14 protein-coding genes and 3 pseudogenes are annotated in these 17083 nt (G+C 58.7%); 6 read left to right on the forward strand and 11 right to left on the reverse strand.

Going from position 1 to position 17083, the window contains the following annotated elements; translation table 11 throughout:
* Positions 1–45: 45 nt before the first annotated feature.
* The 3 genes from ABX75_RS20270 to ABX75_RS20280 are packed head-to-tail and all read right to left on the reverse strand — an operon-like array spanning position 46 to position 1246.
* The gene (locus ABX75_RS20270) at positions 46–489 is read right to left on the reverse strand and encodes a DUF421 domain-containing protein (RefSeq protein ID WP_047882542.1); all 444 of its coding nucleotides are present in this window, start codon (positions 487–489) and stop codon (positions 46–48) included.
* Between the two features lie 9 nt (positions 490–498).
* Positions 499–1017 carry a hypothetical protein gene (locus tag ABX75_RS20275; protein ID WP_034097305.1) on the reverse strand — a complete coding sequence of 173 codons (519 nt, stop codon included), beginning with the start codon at positions 1015–1017 and terminating at the stop codon, positions 499–501.
* Positions 1018–1024: 7 nt separating this feature from the next.
* A complete protein-coding gene (locus ABX75_RS20280) occupies positions 1025–1246 on the reverse strand; it encodes a PLD nuclease N-terminal domain-containing protein (protein ID WP_040267916.1) in 222 nt (73 codons plus the stop codon).
* Positions 1247–1590: 344 nt separating this feature from the next.
* Between ABX75_RS20280 and ABX75_RS20285 the strand changes: the two are divergent.
* Positions 1591–1743 (forward strand): annotated as a pseudogene (locus ABX75_RS20285) (general stress protein); the annotation flags it as partial.
* Positions 1744–1942: 199 nt separating this feature from the next.
* Positions 1943–2128 (forward strand): annotated as a pseudogene (locus ABX75_RS20290) (general stress protein); the annotation flags it as partial.
* A gap of 112 nt (positions 2129–2240) precedes the next feature.
* On the opposite strand, the gene ABX75_RS20295 reads toward ABX75_RS20290, so the two are convergent.
* Positions 2241–2819, reverse strand: coding sequence for a TetR/AcrR family transcriptional regulator (locus ABX75_RS20295; RefSeq protein ID WP_047882544.1), 579 nt, complete (start codon positions 2817–2819; stop codon positions 2241–2243).
* A gap of 137 nt (positions 2820–2956) precedes the next feature.
* Between ABX75_RS20295 and ABX75_RS20300 the strand changes: the two genes are divergently transcribed.
* Positions 2957–3745: an SDR family oxidoreductase gene (locus ABX75_RS20300; protein WP_047882545.1), complete on the forward strand. Its 789-nt coding sequence runs from the start codon at positions 2957–2959 to the stop codon at positions 3743–3745.
* A 217-nt stretch (positions 3746–3962) separates the two neighbouring features.
* On the opposite strand, the gene fabF is transcribed toward ABX75_RS20300, so the two are convergent.
* The 3 genes from fabF to ABX75_RS20315 form a co-directional block, all read right to left on the reverse strand.
* Positions 3963–5258 carry a beta-ketoacyl-ACP synthase II gene (gene fabF, locus ABX75_RS20305; RefSeq protein ID WP_047882546.1) on the reverse strand — a complete coding sequence of 432 codons (1296 nt, stop codon included), beginning with the start codon at positions 5256–5258 and terminating at the stop codon, positions 3963–3965.
* A gap of 96 nt (positions 5259–5354) precedes the next feature.
* Positions 5355–8438, reverse strand: a complete 3084-nt coding sequence (locus tag ABX75_RS20310) for an efflux RND transporter permease subunit (RefSeq protein ID WP_034097293.1) — start codon at positions 8436–8438, stop codon at positions 5355–5357.
* Positions 8435–9544 carry an efflux RND transporter periplasmic adaptor subunit gene (locus tag ABX75_RS20315; RefSeq protein WP_047882547.1) on the reverse strand — a complete coding sequence of 370 codons (1110 nt, stop codon included), beginning with the start codon at positions 9542–9544 and terminating at the stop codon, positions 8435–8437. The genes ABX75_RS20310 and ABX75_RS20315 overlap by 4 nt, the downstream gene beginning before the upstream one ends.
* Before the next feature lie 301 nt (positions 9545–9845).
* Here ABX75_RS20315 and ABX75_RS20320 point away from each other — a divergent pair, with 301 nt between their 5' ends.
* The gene (locus ABX75_RS20320) at positions 9846–11315 is read left to right on the forward strand and encodes an efflux transporter outer membrane subunit (protein ID WP_047882548.1); all 1470 of its coding nucleotides are present in this window, start codon (positions 9846–9848) and stop codon (positions 11313–11315) included.
* 212 nt (positions 11316–11527) lie between these two features.
* Here ABX75_RS20320 and ABX75_RS20325 read toward each other — a convergent pair whose 3' ends face one another.
* From ABX75_RS20325 to ABX75_RS20335, 3 genes are all read right to left on the reverse strand, one after another.
* Positions 11528–12148 (reverse strand): TetR/AcrR family transcriptional regulator, encoded by a 621-nt coding sequence (locus ABX75_RS20325; protein WP_034097289.1) that lies wholly within the window; start codon positions 12146–12148, stop codon positions 11528–11530.
* A 332-nt stretch (positions 12149–12480) separates the two neighbouring features.
* Positions 12481–13365: an SMP-30/gluconolactonase/LRE family protein gene (locus tag ABX75_RS20330; protein ID WP_034097288.1), complete on the reverse strand. Its 885-nt coding sequence runs from the start codon at positions 13363–13365 to the stop codon at positions 12481–12483.
* Positions 13366–13367: 2 nt separating this feature from the next.
* Entirely contained in the window at positions 13368–14213 is an 846-nt protein-coding gene (locus ABX75_RS20335) for an SDR family NAD(P)-dependent oxidoreductase (RefSeq protein ID WP_034097287.1), read from the reverse strand.
* Positions 14214–14508: 295 nt separating this feature from the next.
* Between ABX75_RS20335 and ABX75_RS20340 the strand changes: the two are divergent.
* Positions 14509–15448 (forward strand): annotated as a pseudogene (locus ABX75_RS20340) (LysR family transcriptional regulator).
* 48 nt (positions 15449–15496) lie between these two features.
* Here the strand turns inward: ABX75_RS20340 and ABX75_RS29765 are convergent.
* Positions 15497–15922 carry a hypothetical protein gene (locus ABX75_RS29765; RefSeq protein ID WP_047882549.1) on the reverse strand — a complete coding sequence of 142 codons (426 nt, stop codon included), beginning with the start codon at positions 15920–15922 and terminating at the stop codon, positions 15497–15499.
* A gap of 490 nt (positions 15923–16412) precedes the next feature.
* Here ABX75_RS29765 and ABX75_RS28650 point away from each other — a divergent pair, with 490 nt between their 5' ends.
* The gene (locus ABX75_RS28650) at positions 16413–16952 is read left to right on the forward strand and encodes an AAA family ATPase (RefSeq protein ID WP_082136179.1); all 540 of its coding nucleotides are present in this window, start codon (positions 16413–16415) and stop codon (positions 16950–16952) included.
* The last annotated feature ends 131 nt before the right edge of the window (positions 16953–17083 follow it).

A 17083-nucleotide genomic window follows, 5' to 3' on the forward strand; every position in this document is an offset into this window, starting at 1 on the left:
AGTCTTCGGCCCGCACACTGCGTGCGCTGATAGAGCTAGACGGCGTCACTCATAAGGAATCACGGAGATCTTGCCGTTGCGTTCAAGAATGGCGAAGCGGATCTGCCGCAGTTCGACGATGCCCTGGGCAGAGCGCGCGGCCTCCAATACATCCTCGGCATCCAGCCGGGCACGCTTGAGGCGTTCGGGCAGCAAACGGCCATGCTCCACCAGCACCGTTGGCCCGCCATCGAGTACCCGGGCTAACCAGGTGAACCGTTGTTTGATCAGGGACAACCCGATGTCGATGGCGATCAGTGTCGCAATCACCAACACCGCATTGGTCAGGGAAAAATCATCGCCCAACAAGGCTTGCTGGGTGGCCTCGCCGATGACCATCAGCAGCACCAGATCGAAGGTGGTGAGTTCGGCCAGGGAGCGCCGATCGGCAATTTTGAACAGCACCATCAGTACCAGGTAAATGGCGGCGGCGCGCAACACTGAATCCATGTGTACCCCCTAGGGATAAATGAACTGAGAAAATTGCAGCGCCGCCCCTGCGCCCAGCGCCACTTGAGTGTCGAAACGGCCTACGCCGTCACTGCGCAGATTCAGACGCAAAACTGCCTGGCCATCTGCGTCGCTGAGTACCCACAGCTTGACCCCCTGACCCGCCGCGCTGGCCTTGAGCGGTTGTGGTTGCAGCATCTCGACGTTGAACCCTTGGAGCAACTCGCCTTCGATGCGCGCCTCAAGCGCGGTGTTGGGTTGACCGCGTAAGTGGATCACCAGCGTGTCGGATGCACCGTTACGCAGGAAGCGTTGATACTCCACGCGCACCTGACTATCGGCACTGTGCACCTGGGCCTCACTGAGCGGCCCTTTTGAAAACAAGCCGCCCAAGGTCAACGCCACCAACAGCAGCAACCCGTACCAGCCCCAACGCTCGAAGCGCCAGACTTTGCGCTGAAGAGCCATGTCTTCGCGCACCGGGTCACGGCGACTGCACAGTTCGCCCTGAGGCTCTCCGCTCTCCATGTCGTTATCAACCTTTGCTGTGTTCGGGTGACGACGGCCCCTTGGTCACACCCCGCGGACCGGCAATGCTCCAGATAACCGCACCGACAAACGGCAGCAGGATCACCAATGCGGTCCATCCCAGCTTAGTGCGCGAGGTTTTGCTGCTGCGCCAGACGCTGTTGATGATCCACAGGTCGAGCAATACCAGAATGACGGCCACGCCTGCCCAGAAATAAGTGGTTTGCATACGGCACCTCCTATTCAGTGATGCACGTTTAGGCCCTGCACCGAGTGTACAGGTTCACTCTAAATGCAAGCGAAGCGGCAACTAAGCGAAGCGGCATAACAGCTATCAGTTCAATATCAAAGACCACACCGACACATTAAAAACTTATACGAAGCGGCATTAAAAAGACCATTTTGTACAAGTTATTTTGAGCAACTACCGCTCATCGCCATTTTCAAAAATTCTTCAAACATTCCCGTCAGTGCCGTTATCGGAGTTAATGCCCGTTGTTGCGATGGGCACTCAAATAACCAACCTTGATTAAATAGTGGAGATGCATCATGCCTACCAGTAATAAAAACCCTGGCAACTTCGCCAATGATCATGAACGCGCAGCCGAGGCCGGGCGTAAAGGCGGCCAGGCGTCCGGCGGCAACTTTGCCAACGACCGCGAAAAAGCCGCCCAAGCTGGCCGCAAAGGCGGACAGCACAGCCATGGCGGCGGCCGCACGTCGTAAGTTCGCCAGCACACGGGCGCGATACAAATGCAACTTTCGTGACGTTCTAAAGCTTGCCTATACATCAAGACTGAACAGCACGCTTAACTGATTAGCGTGCGCCAAAGGCAACTTCACTAATGAAAGCTGCATAACCTTTATAACCATGAGGTAAATGACAATGAGCACTCAGGATAAAAAAGGCCAAACAAGCGTTAACGAAGCGGGCAGCAAAGGCGGCCAACACAGTGGAGGGAACTTCAAGAACGATCCACAACGGGCCGCCGAAGCCGGCAGTAAAGGCGGCCAACACAGCGGTGGCAACTTTGCCAACGACCGTGAAAAAGCCTCCCAAGCCGGACGTAAAGGAGGGGAACACAGCCACGGTGGCGGGCGCAGCAGTTGAGGCGCCAATACAGGGGAGCCACGCCGCTCCCCTGTTTTTTTCTCTAAGCCTGTGTGCTGACGCCGGGCTCTAACGGCTCAGCACGCTGCAACAGCGCGCCCGGGGTTAGTCCTCAGGATTGCTCCTCGTCTTGGTGCCCTTGGATGTCTGCACGACACGCCGCCAGGATTTCATCGGCCAGCGCCGAGTCGTCCGGGCAGGCCCGTGACATGATCAACCCACCCAGCACCTGTGCCATCAACGCAAGGTTGGCGGCACGCGTCGTCGCCGGGTCTTGTTCTTCACCGTCGGCTTTTGCCGCGTGCATCGCGCTCAGTTGGGCCTCGATGCCGGCGGCAAATGCAGCGCGAACCTCGTCTTCTTTGCGTGCCGCGTCACTGCATAACGCCGCCAGTGTGCACCCCGTAGCGCGCTGATCGCGGTGTTCACGCGACAAGTAAAGGTTCACGAATGCTTCGGTTGACGCCCCCGCTGTGCGGGCGGCGGACTCTGCCAGGCCGCACGCCGACGCTTGCGCCATCAGGTCGGCCTTGGATTCGAAGTGTTTGTAGAACCCACCTTGGGTAAACCCTGCCGCTGCCATCAAGTCAGCGATGCCCACACCGTCATAACCACGCTCGCGAAACAGCGCGGACGCAGTTTGCACGATGCGCGCGCGATTGGCCTGGGCCTGTTGTTTAGAGACTTTCATCGTCCACCTGAAACTTATCCGTACAGGCCGCAAGCATACATTGATGTCGACCAACATCAAAACGTTGACTTTTTTAGATTTCAGTCGTAATCATTAGCACACTTTCCATCACTGCGGCATTCCTTAGGATACTCACCATGACTTCGCTCCCCGCTGTTCTGATCACTGGCGCCTCCTCCGGCATCGGTGCTACCTATGCCAAGCGCTTCGCCCGCCGTGGCCATGACCTGGTGCTGGTGGCTCGCGACAACGCGCGCCTGGAAAAACTGGCCGCGCAACTGCGCGAGGAAAACGGCGTGGCCGTGGAGGTGTTTCAGGCCGACTTGACACAGGCCGCCGACCTCGCTGCGCTGGAAACTCGTCTGCGAGAGGACGCCCGTATCGGCATCCTGATCAATAACGCAGGCATGGCGCAGTCCGGTGGCATCGTTGACCAGAGTGCCCAGGCGCTCGACCAATTGATCGCGCTGAACGTGGTGGCGCTGACGCGTCTGGCCGCCGCCGTGGCACCGCGCTTTGCGCAGACCGGCAGCGGTTCGATCATCAACCTGGGCTCGGTGGTGGGTTTTGCGCCTGAGTTCGGCATGTCGGTGTATGGCGCGACGAAGGCATTCGTCCTATTCCTGTCCCAAGGGTTGACCGTGGAATTGGCCGCCAAGGGCGTGTACATCCAAGCCGTTCTGCCCGCCGCCACCCGCACCGAAATCTGGGAACGCGCCGGCATCGACATTAACGCACTGCCGGAAGTGATGGACGTGGATGAGCTGGTGGACGCGGCGCTGCTGGGGTTTGACCGCCGCGAGCCAGTGACCATCCCGCCGCTGCACGTCGAAGGTCGTTGGGACCAACTGGATCAGGCGCGCCAGGGGCTGCTCTCGGATATCCGCCAGGCGCGCGCCGCCGAGCGGTATCAGGCGCAGTCCTGAGCAAACGTCATTAGCCGCTCATTTCCTTCAATGGCATCGGGCCCAAGGCAGTTTTGAAAGCACTGGCCTTCAAACGCTACGGCAAAGCCCCGGATATTGGCTTTGAACAGGTGCTGAGCGGCTATGAGGGCGTGAAAAAGCCGCGGGGTGCTCAAACCCGGCGGCCAGATCGCTTCGGCCCACTGGACAAAACCCTCGCCACGTCACGCCGCGTTCATTATTCAACCTCCGGCGCCCAGCGGCGAAACAGCACGCTGGCGTTCACACCGCCAAATCCGAACCCATTCGAGAGCGCATGGGTAATTGGCAACTGTCGCGAGTTCAGGGCGACCAGATCAAGGCCGTCGGCTGCCTCATCGGGATGATTGAGATTGAGCGTGGGTGGCACCACTTGGTCGCGAAGCGCTAGCACCGTAAACACCGCTTCAATACCTCCAGCTGCGCCAAGCAGATGCCCGGTGGCGGACTTCGTCGAACTGATCGCGACACTGGCGCCGCTCCCGAAAACCGAGCGAATCGCTGCCAACTCGCCTTTGTCGCCGACCTGGGTGGAGGTTGCATGCGCGTTGATGTGCTGAACGTCGGCCGGGCTCACCGCCGCCTGGCGCAGCGCCTGCTCCATGGCGCGACGTGCGCCGCTGCCGTCCTCCGGACCGGCCGTCAGGTGATACGCGTCCGCACTGGTACCATAGCCGACCAACTCCGCCAGGGGCTTGGCCCCACGCCTGAGGGCGTGCTCCAGTGACTCGATCACCAATAAACCGGCACCTTCGGACATGACGAAGCCATCGCGATCACGATCGAACGGTCGCGAGGCTGCCTGCGGGTGCTCGGCAAACCCCGTGGATAGCGCGCGGGCCGCTGCGAAACAGCCTAGGGTCACACGGTCTATCGCCGCCTCGGTACCGCCGCATATCGCGATATCCGCCTCACCGGCTCTGATGATTCTGGCCGCGTCGCCGATGGCCTGTACCCCTGCGGCGCAGGCCGTGACGGGAGCGCCGAGCGGGCCTTTAAAGCCGTGACGGATGGAGACGTGCCCGGCCGCCATATTGGCGAGAAAGGACGGTGCAGTGAATGGCGACAGTCGGCGAGGACCACGCGCATCGGTGGTGCGGACTGCGTCGGCAATCGCGCCGAAGCCACCCACGCCCGACGCAATGATCGTGGCCGTCCGCGCTTGGTCGGTGACCTCTGTTGGATGCCAGCCGGCCTGCTCCAGCGCTTCGTGCGCTGCCACCAATGCAAACTCGATGAAGCGATCCATCTTTTTGCGATCCTTGGCCGAGATGATGCGCTCCGGGTCGTAACCGGCGATGGCATCCTCTTCGAGAGACGGCACCTGGCCGCCCACTGCGATGCCCGTACCCTCAGTAATGTCGTCGGGCAGGTTGCGGATACCAGAACGCCCGGCCAGCAATCTCTTCCAGACTTCCTCTACTGCGCACCCCAAAGGCCCGACAATGCCGACGCCGGTGACCACGATTCGCTTTTGAGCTTCGAGATTACTCATTGAACCCTCTTCATTTTTTCAGTCGCCACCCACGCTACAGCGATGAGGTGCACGACGAGAGGACGGGATGGCGCCCCATCCACTGGGTTTGCTTACTTAATTCGCTGGCTCGGTTTGACCTGCATTGTCAGGACGGATCTTGAACCAAATGGCGTACATCGCCGGCAGGAATACCAGCGTCATAACGGTGCCGACTAACGTGCCTCCGATCAGCGTGTAGGCCAGGGTGCCCCAAAACACCGAATGGGTCAGCGGGATGAATGCCAGGATCGCTGCCATCGCCGTCAGCAGTACCGGACGAGCCCGCTGCACGGTGGCTTCGATGACGGCGTGAAATGGATCCAAGCCTTCCTGGGCGTTGTGATGGATCTGCCCAATCAAAATCAGCGTGTTACGCATCAGGATGCCCGACAGCGCGATGAGACCAACCAGGGCGTTGATACCAAACGGTTGATGAAACATCAGCAGGGTCGGTACTACGCCAATCAGGCCCAACGGTGCGGTAAAAAACACCATGATCATTGCCGAGATCGAACGTACCTGAACGATGATGATCAGCAGCGTCAGGGCAATCATGATGGGTAGCAACGGCACTATCGCCTGGCCGGCCTTGCCCGACTCCTCGATTGCACCCGCTTGCTCGATCCGATAGCCGTTGGGAAGCGTGTCGATAATCGGCTGCAATTGCTTGACGATCACACCCGACACATCGGGTGGTTGAAGACCTTCGTCAATATCGCCGCGCACGGTGATCGTCGGTGTACGGTCACGGCGCCGGAGAATGGGGTCTTCCATACGCACATCCACCTCTGCGACCTGGGACAGAGGGATACGCTGGCCCGCCGCGCCCACCACTGTAAACCCCTCGATCCGAGCCGGATCCAGGCGGATGTCACCCGCGGCGCGCCCCACCACCTGCACTGAACGAATGTCTTCACGAACCGCTGTGATCGGCACGCCGGTCAGCAAGAACTGCAACTGCTGGGCGACTGCGCTGGAGGTCAGCCCTACCGCCTGCAAGCGATCCTGATCCAAGCGCAAATGCAAAGTCGGTGTCAGTGGGCCCCAATCGCTATTGACCGTCCTCATCAACGGGCTCGCTTGCATGACCGCTTGTACGCGCCCGGCAATCTCGCGCAGCTTGGTCGGGTCAGGCCCCATCACTCGGTAAGCGACAGGGAAAGGTGAATACGGACCGAACACAATTTGCGTCGCCCTGACACGGGCCTCTGGGGCGAGCCCTGCAGCCACAGCCTCACGCAAACGAACCTTGAGGGTTTCGCGCGCTTCCTGACTGGCCGTGAGCACCACAATCTTGGCGAACGATGGGTCCGGCAGTTCGGGCGCCATCGCCAGGAAGAAGCGCGGCGCGCCCTGGCCAATGTAGGCGGTGATGACTTTGGCCTCTTCCTGCTGTTGCAGCCAAGCCTCGACTTTTGCCGCGGTGGCACTGGTCTGTTCGATGGAGGTTCCGTAGGGCATTTGCACCTCGACCATCACCTCGGGACGGTCCGACGTCGGGAAGAACTGCTTCTTCACCAGCCCCATGCCCAGAACGGCTACAACAAACAACGTGATAACCGTGCCAGCCACCAGCCACTTGAGGGCGATGACCCGTGTCAGGACCCGGCGGAAGCGGTTGTAGCGGGGAGTATTGTAGATAGCAGCATGCCCACCCTCGACCGGCTTGATCTCTGGCAACAACTTCACGCCCAGGTAAGGGGTGAAAGCCACTGCGACAATCCAGGACGCAATCAACGCAATGCCCACGATCCAGAACATATTGCTGGTGTATTCACCGGCAGTGGACTGGGCAAAACCGTTGGGCATGAAGCCAACCGCCGTTACCAGTGTGCCGGAGAGCATCGGCGCGGCCGTATGACTCCAGGCATACGCCGAGGCCTTGATGCGGTCGTAGCCCTCCTCCATTTTCACCACCATCATTTCGATAGCAATGATCGCGTCATCTACCAGCAACCCGAGCGCCAGGATCAATGACCCGAGGGTAATACGGTCGAAGTTCTTTCCGGTGGCCGCCATCACCACAAACACGATCGCCAGTGTCAATGGCACGGCAGCGGCGACCACCACGCCCACACGCCAGCCCATGCTGAGGAAGCAAACGAGCATCACCACCAGCAGCGCGACAAAAAACTTGACCATGAACTCGCCTACGGCCGAGTCGATGTTGACGGCTTGATCGGTGACCTTGGTCAGGGTCATGCCCAGTGGCATGTGCTCATTGATTTTGCGGGTCTCGGCGTCCAGCGCCTTGCCCAGATCCAGGCCGTTCCAACCTTCGCGCATGATGACCCCCAGCAGCAGGGCCTCTTCTGCGTTATTGCGCACCACAAAGGTGGCCGGGTCTTCATAACCACGCTCGACAGTCGCCACATCGGAAAGCTTGAGCGTGCGCCCCTGAGCCACAATCGGCGTATCGCGAATCTTCTCCAGCTTATCGAGGGCACCGTCCAGGCGCAGGAAGACTTGCGGCCCGTTGGTGTCGATCGAACCGGCCGGCGTCAGTACGTTCTGATCATTCAACGCGGCAAAGATCTCCTGAGGCGCAATGCCCAAAGTGGCCAACCGATCGTGGGAGAAAGACACAAAAATGCGCTCGGCCTGCTCGCCGATGATATTGACCTTCTTCACGCCCGGCACATGCAAGAGTTGCTGACGCAACGACTCCGCATCACGCACCAACAGGCGCTGCGGCTCGCCTTTGGCTTTGAGAGCGAACAGCGCGAACGTCACGTCCGAATACTCATCGTTGACCAATGGCCCGATCACACCCGCCGGTAGCTTGGTGGCCTCGTCGTCGAGTTTTTTGCGCGCCTGGTAAAACTCCTCCTGCACTTGCGACGGCGGCGTGCTGTCGAGCAGCGACACCATGGTGAAAGCGAGACCCGGCCGCGTGTAGGTTTCCGTGCGGTCGTACCATTTCAATTCCTGCAACCGCTTTTCAAGGGGCTCGGCTACCTGGTCCTGCATCTCCTGCGCGGTTGCGCCGGGCCACGCGGTAATGACTGTCAGCTGCTTGACCGTAAACGGCGGATCCTCCGCACGCCCCAGCTTGAAGAACGCCAGGGTGCCTGCCACCGCGATCAAAAAGATCAGAAATACCGTGATAGATCGCTCACGAACGGCGATCGCTGAAATATTGAAGCGGCCTTCGCTCATGGATGGCTCCCGGCAACGTTGGCTTGATCCTGCCAGGGCACTCGCACTTCTTCGCCATCGCGCAACAGATGGGCGCCTAACGCTACGATCTGCTCACCGACCTTGAGATCGCCTGCCACGCGCGCGGCATCGTCGCTCAACCCCAGCACTTGAACAGGGCGCCAAGAAACTTTTGCCGGTGAGCCGGCGATCACCCACACGCCTGTGCCTTTGCCTGGGTCATAAAGGGCCGCGATGGGCACTCGTAAAGCCTGCGCTTGCGCGGCGCCTTCTGCGATGCGCAGGGTAACCGTCGAACCTATCGGCGCATTGGTCAGCGCGCCCTCCAGCACGTACCGCGCCTCAAACGTGCGCGTGGCTTGGTCGGCAGAGTCGGAAAGCAGCCTCAGCTTCGCAGTCACTGCGTTGGCGGTATCTCCATAAAGCGTCGCTTGCGCAGTGGAACCTGGGGCAGGACGCAACGTCTCGGGCAGATGCACGATGGCTTCGCGCTGACCTGCGCGCGCCAGTCGAACCACAGGCTGCCCCGGGCTGACGACTTGCCCGGGCTCGGCGAGCGTCTCCACCACGACACCGTCGGAGTCGGCAAATAACACTGCGTAGCCTGAAGCATTGCGGGCAACGTCAGCCTGCGCTTCAGCGGCGCTAAGCTGCGCCTTTGCGGTATCTGCTGAGGCTTTGATCTGGTCATAGGCCGATGCAGAAATAGCGCCTGCGGCTACCAGGCTGCGGTATCGCGCCTCGTCATCGGCTGTCTGCTTGGCTCGGGCTTTGGCGGCGATGACCGACTCTTGCTGTGCTCGCGCCTGCAACCCGAGGTCGATAGGGTCAAGGCGCATAAGCGGCTGACCGCGTTTAACGCTCTGGCCGGTTTCGACCAACCGCTCAAGAATCTTGCCGGAAACCCGAAAGCCCAGATCGCTCTGCACGCGGGCCGCCACTACCCCTGTGAATGAGCGTGACGCCTCTGAGGCACCCTCAACCGTTCCGGGCCTTACCAGCGGAGCCTGCGTGCGCGGATCAACAAGATTGGAGGAGTCACCACACGCCGTCAGGACGAGAGGCAACAAGCAGGCGGCAATGGGGAAAGGTCGGAGCCGGAGCATAGGTTCCCTTATTAAATAGAGAGAGCAGGAGCGCTATATTCAGACTGGTGACCATTATTGTCAACAGTCACAAATCAAGAATCCAGCTGGACCTTAGCCGTGCAATGCCCCTTACGCGAAAGCTCTAGGCGCCCCTTCACTCAGACGGGATCGGTACAAGGCGACGTTTTGCAAGGGCTGCATGTGAGGCAGTCGAGGGTTATTTTCTAGCCATGCCTGAATTTAGCTCAGTGGCCTCAATTGACAGTTTGTGACCATAAAGTGATATGGTCACAAACATCTCGCGATTCAAGGAATCTCAATGCTCTCCCTGCGCCCCGCTGCTTTTCTGATAAGCGCCACCTTGATGACAGGCTGTGCGGTCGGCCCGGACTATCGCCGTCCAGACGCCCCGCTCCCGGACCGATACTGGGGCCAGTTTTCTGTCGGGCAGAGACCAGCGGCAACGCCTGCCAGTCTCGTCATCTGGTGGGAGAGTTTCGGGGACCCACTGCTCGCCGGCTTCGTCTCCAAGGCGCTTGAGCAGAACCTCGATCTGGCACAGGCCCAGGCGCGAGTCACGCAGGCGCGGGCCGGACTCAGCGCCGCCAATGCCGCTTTGGCGCCCTCAGCAAACATCAGCGCTCAGGCCGCACGCGCTTATCAATCCATCGAGACCCCACTCGGCCAGGTGTTGAACTCAACGCCTGGCTACGATCGGTATGGGAGTTCCTACGAGGCCGACCTCAATGCCAGTTGGGAAGTGGATATCTTTGGCGGCCTGCGACGCGGACGCGAGGCGGCGCTGGCCGAGTACCAGGCCAGCGAGGCAGGCGCCGCTGCCACACGATTGGCCATCGCCGCGCAGACCGCGGATACCTACATCACTATCCGTGGGCTGCAGGCTCGATTGGACATTGCGAATCGACAAGTCAAAACCCAGCAAGGACTGCTGGAGAAAGTCCAATTGCTCTATAGCAAAGGGCTTGCCGCCAGCTACGAGGTGCGTCAAACCGAGGGGGCGTTAGCCCAGGTCCAAGCCACGGTGCCGGTCCTGCAGGCCGGTCTGGATGCTGCCATGAACTCACTCGATGTCATGCTCGGCACGCCACCCGGTACTCACCGTACGCAACTTGCCATGGTCGGGAGCATTCCGGTGGCACCGCAGTTAAAGACCTTGGGAACCCCCGCCGATTTACTGCGGCGCAGGCCTGACCTCATCGTGGCCGAGCGCCGCCTTGCCGCCTCCAACGCACGCATCGGGGAAGCGATTGCCGAGTACTACCCGAAGTTCTCGCTGAGTGCGCTACTGGGGAGCGCGACGGCGGTGTCCGCAGGCAATCTTTTTTCCGGCGGCGCCAGTCAATCGGCTGGCGTACTGGGACTGCGCTGGAGACTTTTCGATTTCGGCCGCATCAACGCCCAAATCGACCAAGCCAAAGGACAGGAAGCCGAAGCCCTGGCCGCTTACCGTCAATCGGAGCTGCGCGCCACCGAGGACGTCGAGAACGCGCTCTCCTCGCTGGTCAATCGGGACGCCCAAGCCACCACCCTAATGGGAGGCGAGACGTCTCTGACTCAAGCCCGCCAATCGTCGTTCATTGCTTATGAGAAAGGCACGGCGAGCTTGATTGACGTCCTGCACGCTGACGAGACCTTGCTTCAGGCTTCCGACGCTCGGGCACAGGCACAGACCGAATCGGCACGCGCGGCCGTCGCCACGTTCAGGGCACTGGGCGGCGGCTGGCAGCCCTCGGATACCCAACTGACGAGCCGATATCCGCTCAGGTGACGAGCGACCGGAAGATCCGCGCCCATGAGTCGTTGATGCAACAGCGCTGCTTGACGGCGATCCCTCAAGGACAGGTATATCCTGTTTATTGATGTGACTATATGAAAAAAAAGTCACTTTCTTGGCAAGCGGACAGGCCCAGTTGGACAGTGTTCGCCCACAGACTAAACGTTGATATCAGCGCAAAAAGATATACAGGGTTTGGCGTAGGCTCACGGCATCAAGCTACGCAGAATGAGATTGGAGGTGAGGACCGGAGCCACCTCGACAACATCAAGGTTGTACTGCAATAGCAACGGATTGACGAAAGGCCGTAGCGCCAGGTGGATTGCATCGACTGTTTCGTCCAACGGCGTTTTACGTTCAAACTCGCCGAGCTCTCGCCCTTCACGCACAATCTGCACGACAAAGCCCCTGATCAAGGCATCGTATTGCTGAGCGCAAGGCCAGTTTTCAGACGCTGCAAAAGCAGCGATGTCATAGAGTTTTCGCTCACTGAAGAACAAGTTCACACCGGTAGCCACCAGCGTTTTCAACAAGCGTCGTAAACGCTCGGTCGGCGTGAGACCACCAACGTTAATTTCCTGCTCCACTGCCGCGATCATTTGCGCCAGGCAATTGGCACAGATAGCTTCACCAATCGCCTGCTTGGAATCAAAAAACTTGTAGATGTACGCCTTGGAAAACCCGATTGCCTTCGCCAGATCGGAAACCGTGGTTTTGCTATAGCCGTATTGACTGAAGTGCTGGTTGGCCGCTGCGACGATCTGGTTCCGGATTTCATGATCGGCAGGACCACGGATGCTCGTGGAAGCGATGGTTGTCTTATTCATGCGGCTAGCTTACGCACCCGAAATGCGCTTGACAACGAGTGACCAAATTATCCTTTTGTCACTCAGACTTGCTCCATCGATATTACACAAACCCGCCCCACTCCCAAGCTTTCCAGAACCACGGTACTGAGCTTGTCTATCTGATCAGGTGGGCGGATGGAAGCGCATGGGTTGGGTAAACCTGATGGCTGACCAGGAATAGTCCGCCATCAAAGAAAAAAGCGCCGCGGAGCACGGCGCAATGGTGGGCCAGATTCGAGAAAAAAGGTGATGGCGTTGATCGACTATTCAAGAATACCTGCTGGCCTGCCACGTCCTTGATGCCTGTGCGATTAAAGTTCCTTGAAACGGTGTCGCGGCCTTCCGGGCACTGGCAAACGGATGCTGTAGATATTGCCCGCCGCCGGATAGTCCGCCTGCTCGGCCGCCGACATGCCGAACTTGGCGGTGGTGATGTACAAGGTGCGCATGTCCGGCCCGCCAAAGCAGCAACTGGTGGGGCGTGGCACCGGCATTGGCAAGGCCTGGAGCAGCACGCCATGGCGGTCGTACTGGAGCACGCAACTGCCGTTGAATTGGCAGACCCACAGGTTACCCTCGACATCCAGCGCCAGACCATCTGGCCGGCCAAGTTCAGCCGGTGTCTGGGCGAACACCAATACCTGTTCCAGGCCGTTTCCGTTCGCCGGATAACGGGCGCGATAGAGGGTACGGGCCACTGAGTCGACAAAAAACAACTCGCTGCCATCGCTCGACCACGCAAGTCCATTGGGCAGGCTGATGCCGTCCATTATGACCGAGGCGTTCAGGCCGGCGTCGTAGCGATAGAGCTTGCCCGTATTGCGGCTGTGACCTTCATCCATCAAACCGGTGATGAAGCGCCCCTGGGGGTCGCATGCACCATCATTGAAGCGATAGGACGACAGCGTAATGGCCAACTTTGAGTTGTGGGTGACCCGCAGACTTGTGCGGTCGAGGACGGCAACGCCGGCATCCTGGGTAAAAATCAGGTTGCCCTTGTCAGTCAAGGCCAGGGCGCCGATGCGCGCAGGCGACTCATACAGCCGCGTCAGGCGGCCATGTTGGTCCAGGGCATTGATCTGGCCGCCACTGATGTCGACAAACAGCAGGCACTGATGGGCTTCATCCCAGACCGGGCTTTCACCCAGATCGGCCTGGCACGCTGAAAACAGTTTGAGCTCTTCCTGAGCAGGCATATTCAATGCTCCTTAATTTGGTCCCAAAGCTGGGCAACTTGTTCGGCGCTGGTGGCCTTCACGCGGGCCAGATTGACGGGGTAGTCGACACCTGGGTTTTCGACAAACCGCGTCGCCGTAAATTGCCCATTGCTGGCACGCAGGACATAACCGGAGTCCTGGCAATGCTGCGACGCCAGAAACACCACGCCAGGCGTCACCCACTCTGGCTTGAGGTTCTCCGGTTCGCCCGTCACGCCCCACATGCGGGTCTTGGCCACTGGGGATACCGCATTGACGAGGATGCCCGCATCCGTGCCTTCCATGCTCAGCGCATTCATGATGCCCAGTTGCGCCATCTTGCCGGCGGCATACGCCACCAGGCCCGGTTGGGCATATTGCTGGTACATCGCGCGGTCGGATGACGTCAGCACGACCCGTGGGGCAGCAGACTGTTTGAGGTGTTTCCAGGCATGTTTGCATAACCACACGGGGGTATAGATATTGATATCCACCGCGCGGTCGATGAATGTTGTATCGGCCTCTTCAATCGCCTGATAACCGACCCAACCGGCGTTGTGAATCAAGATATCGAGTTGGCCAAACGTCTGGATGGCCGTTGCCACCAATTGCTCGCAACCCTGTTCACTGGACAAGTCGCCATGATGCCCCACCACGTTGAAACCTTTGTCCCTGAGGGTTTGCGCAGCCTCCATGGCGATGGAGCCATCCCCCCCGGCGCCCAGCTTGTCTGCGCCGATATCACTGATCACGACATTGGCACCCAGCGTGGCTAGCACCTGCGCATAACTAAAACCGAGCCCTCGACCAGCGCCCGTTACAACTGCCGTCTTTCCTGTAAAGTTCATTGGCTGTTTCCTCTTGAGTGCCACCTCACCTTAACAAGGGATATTCACGCTGTTTAATACTAACGGCGGCGCAAGCTGATACTTGGTTCGTATCAAGTTGACGCTCAACGCGAATGAATCGTTGACGTTTAACCCCCTAAAGGCCCACCCCGACACTTCCCCACGGCATTCAGGCCTGCTCGACAGCACTTGCAAGCTTTAGGTCCGAAGTTCAACTTACCCTGTCGAGCGCCTGTTTACAGGTAACATTGCCTCGCCCAGTCCACAGATCAGTTCAAATGAAGGACCAGAAGAAATGATCGAAACCCGCCTGCTACGTCAATTCATCGCCGTGGCTGAAGAGCTGCATTTCCACAGGGCCGCCATTCGCCTGCATATGGCCCAGCCCCCGTTGAGCCAAGCCATCCATCGACTGGAAGACAAACTGGGGTTCCGTCTGTTCACGCGCAATAAACGCGGGGTCAAGCTGACCCCCGCCGGCGGTGCGTTTCTGAACGCCGCCTACAGCACATTGAAGGAGTTGGAGCTGGGCATCGAACACGCACGCCAAGTATCCGAGGGTATTGCCGGCAAACTCACAGTGACTGCGGTGTCGATCGCCTACTATGAGTCGCTGCTCAGCACCCTGCGCCAGTTCCGCGAGACCCACCCCAAAGTCCAGTTGATCATCAAGGATGATGTCCTCTTCCAGCCAGGCCAAAGCTATTTTGTCCGGTGAAGCGGATATTGCCTTTATGCGCAAGTTGCCGATCTCGGCGGAAAACGTTGAGTCACGCCTGTTGCTCGACGAAGAGATCGTGATGGCGCTGCCCGCCCGTCACCCGAAGGCGAAGGAAGGTCCGATCGACTTGAGGGATTTCGCTGGGGAAGACTTCGTATTCACCCCCGAAGCCCTGGGCACCGGCTATCACAGCCAGTTGATCGCCTTGTGTGAGGCCGCCGGTTTTTACCCCAAGGTGGTGCAGGAGGCCGCGCAGATCCATACCTTGATCGGCTTGGTAGCCTGCGGTTTTGGCGTTGCCCTGGTGCCTGAGTCGATTGCTAACACAATCATGCGCGACAAGGTCCTGTTCCGCCGGGTCTGCCCCGTGACCGCCTCCCCCAACCCGGCCATCGGTCTGTACATGAGCTGGAACACCCACAACGAATCACCGTTGATGGACAGCTTCATTTCCATGCTGGACTTCAATGCCGCTCCCCGGGTCGAGGGGATGAGCGCCGCCCAGATCAGTTAGAGCGCCAGCGGATCGATGAAGAGCGGCTGGTCATGCGTGATTCGGAGATCAATGCTTTATGGCATCACACTCGTTACGCAAGTTGTTGTCTTGAATGTTGCCGCAGCTTTGGCCGTTGACTTTGGCATTGCAGTAAGCGCGTTGATCGTTGTCACTGATGTTGCCGCAGCTTTGACCGTTCATTTCCGCCGAGCACCTGGCCCGAAGATCGTTGTCCCGGATATTGCCGCAGCTTTGACCGTTGACTTTGGCATTGCAGTAAGCGCGTTGATCGTTGTCACTGATGTTGCCGCAGCTTTGACCGTTCATTTCCGCCGAGCACCTGGCCCGAAGGTCGTTGTCCCGGATATTGCCGCAGCTTTGGCCATTGGTTTTGGCCTCGCAATAAGCGCGTTGATCGCTGTCACTGATGCTGCCGCAACTAGCATGAGCGTAGGTACTCAACATCAATAACATCGCAATGATGGCTCTCATCACTCTCTCCATGGGGTCTCAGGAAATAGCCTGACGCTGACTGATCCAAGATGATCTTGTTGCTGTAACGAGCAATCAAATTGACATCATTTTTTCGGGAAGTTCCATGAGGGGATGTGACTTTCGGGCGTACAGTTTTTATGTTTTCGGCGACACCTGAATCGCCCCTGGCTTCGTAGGCATGCGGAGTGACCGCTTTTGGCCGATTCTGTTGAAAACAGTCGGCTTCGAATTCCACGCCAGAAAAGTACGCGCCTGAGATTGAAATCTGAATTTTTGGCAGAAGGTTCAGTACTCGGAGCTCACGTAGCAGCGGGCAACAGAGGTGTTTTCATACATTAATATTCGAGTGTTTTGGGAAAACTGACTTTTTCAACACAATCGGCCAGAAGCTGCCTGTCATACTGACCGCTTTTTGTTGACCGAGATAGGTCTTGACGTAAAATCGCCGCCCCGGAAAAATCAGCTGGCATAGTGAGAAGGAGCTTCGATGCAACGGGTGATGATTGTTGGTCAACCTGGGTCAGGCAAAAGCACTTTGGCGCGTGAGCTTGGTCAGCGCACAGGTTTGCCGGTCATTCATATCGACACTATTCACTGGCAGCCAGGGTGGATCGAGCGAAGTCCGGACGGGAAGACACAGCTTTGTCTCGATGTTGAGGCCCGAGATTGTTGGATATTCGAAGGCGGCCATTCAGCCACTTGGGACAACCGGCTGGCCCGTGCAGACCTTTTGATATGGATTGATCGTTCGGCGACGCTTCGATTCTTACGCGTACTGCGCAGAACCCTGCTCCAACGCGGTCAGTCTCGGCCTGACTTGCCTGAGAACTGCCCCGAACTGCTGATGAACCTGCCGGAGTTTTTTAGATTCATGTGGCGGACGAAAAAATCAGCGCGAGAAAAGATGCGGCAACTTGTTGCAACAGCGCCACCAGCTTGCCGCGTGGTTTGTCTGCGTTCTAATCGGGATACCTGCAATTTTCTCGCGAGCATTGAAAATTCGAACGTCCAGACTCCGCGAGATTGATCGACGGTTGCCTGATGCGATGCGGGACTACCGTTTACGAGTGGCTGCTATTGGCCCAGAGTGTGTAAAAACACTTCCGTATCGTGGATGCCTCAGCCCAGCGCAGCCAGGCGAGTCGATTGGCCACGTAT

Origin of the sequence: Pseudomonas sp. ARP3, from assembly GCF_001029595.1 — a bacterium.
In the GTDB taxonomy this organism is placed as follows: Bacteria; Pseudomonadota; Gammaproteobacteria; order Pseudomonadales; family Pseudomonadaceae; genus Aquipseudomonas; species Aquipseudomonas rhodesiae.

Coding starts and splice junctions, on each gene's coding strand:
- ABX75_RS20315 (WP_047882547.1), bottom strand. CDS start 9,544: ATGCTCCGGCTCCGACCTTTCCCCATTGCCGCCTGCTTGTTGCCTCTC.
- ABX75_RS20330 (WP_034097288.1), bottom strand. CDS start 13,365: ATGCCTGCTCAGGAAGAGCTCAAACTGTTTTCAGCGTGCCAGGCCGAT.
- ABX75_RS20335 (WP_034097287.1), bottom strand. CDS start 14,213: ATGAACTTTACAGGAAAGACGGCAGTTGTAACGGGCGCTGGTCGAGGG.
- ABX75_RS20325 (WP_034097289.1), bottom strand. CDS start 12,148: ATGAATAAGACAACCATCGCTTCCACGAGCATCCGTGGTCCTGCCGAT.
- ABX75_RS20295 (WP_047882544.1), bottom strand. CDS start 2,819: ATGAAAGTCTCTAAACAACAGGCCCAGGCCAATCGCGCGCGCATCGTG.
- ABX75_RS20300 (WP_047882545.1), top strand. CDS start 2,957: ATGACTTCGCTCCCCGCTGTTCTGATCACTGGCGCCTCCTCCGGCATC.
- ABX75_RS28650 (WP_082136179.1), top strand. CDS start 16,413: ATGCAACGGGTGATGATTGTTGGTCAACCTGGGTCAGGCAAAAGCACT.
- ABX75_RS20275 (WP_034097305.1), bottom strand. CDS start 1,017: ATGGAGAGCGGAGAGCCTCAGGGCGAACTGTGCAGTCGCCGTGACCCG.
- ABX75_RS29765 (WP_047882549.1), bottom strand. CDS start 15,922: ATGAGAGCCATCATTGCGATGTTATTGATGTTGAGTACCTACGCTCAT.
- ABX75_RS20320 (WP_047882548.1), top strand. CDS start 9,846: ATGCTCTCCCTGCGCCCCGCTGCTTTTCTGATAAGCGCCACCTTGATG.
- fabF (WP_047882546.1), bottom strand. CDS start 5,258: ATGAGTAATCTCGAAGCTCAAAAGCGAATCGTGGTCACCGGCGTCGGC.
- ABX75_RS20310 (WP_034097293.1), bottom strand. CDS start 8,438: ATGAGCGAAGGCCGCTTCAATATTTCAGCGATCGCCGTTCGTGAGCGA.
- ABX75_RS20280 (WP_040267916.1), bottom strand. CDS start 1,246: ATGCAAACCACTTATTTCTGGGCAGGCGTGGCCGTCATTCTGGTATTG.
- ABX75_RS20270 (WP_047882542.1), bottom strand. CDS start 489: ATGGATTCAGTGTTGCGCGCCGCCGCCATTTACCTGGTACTGATGGTG.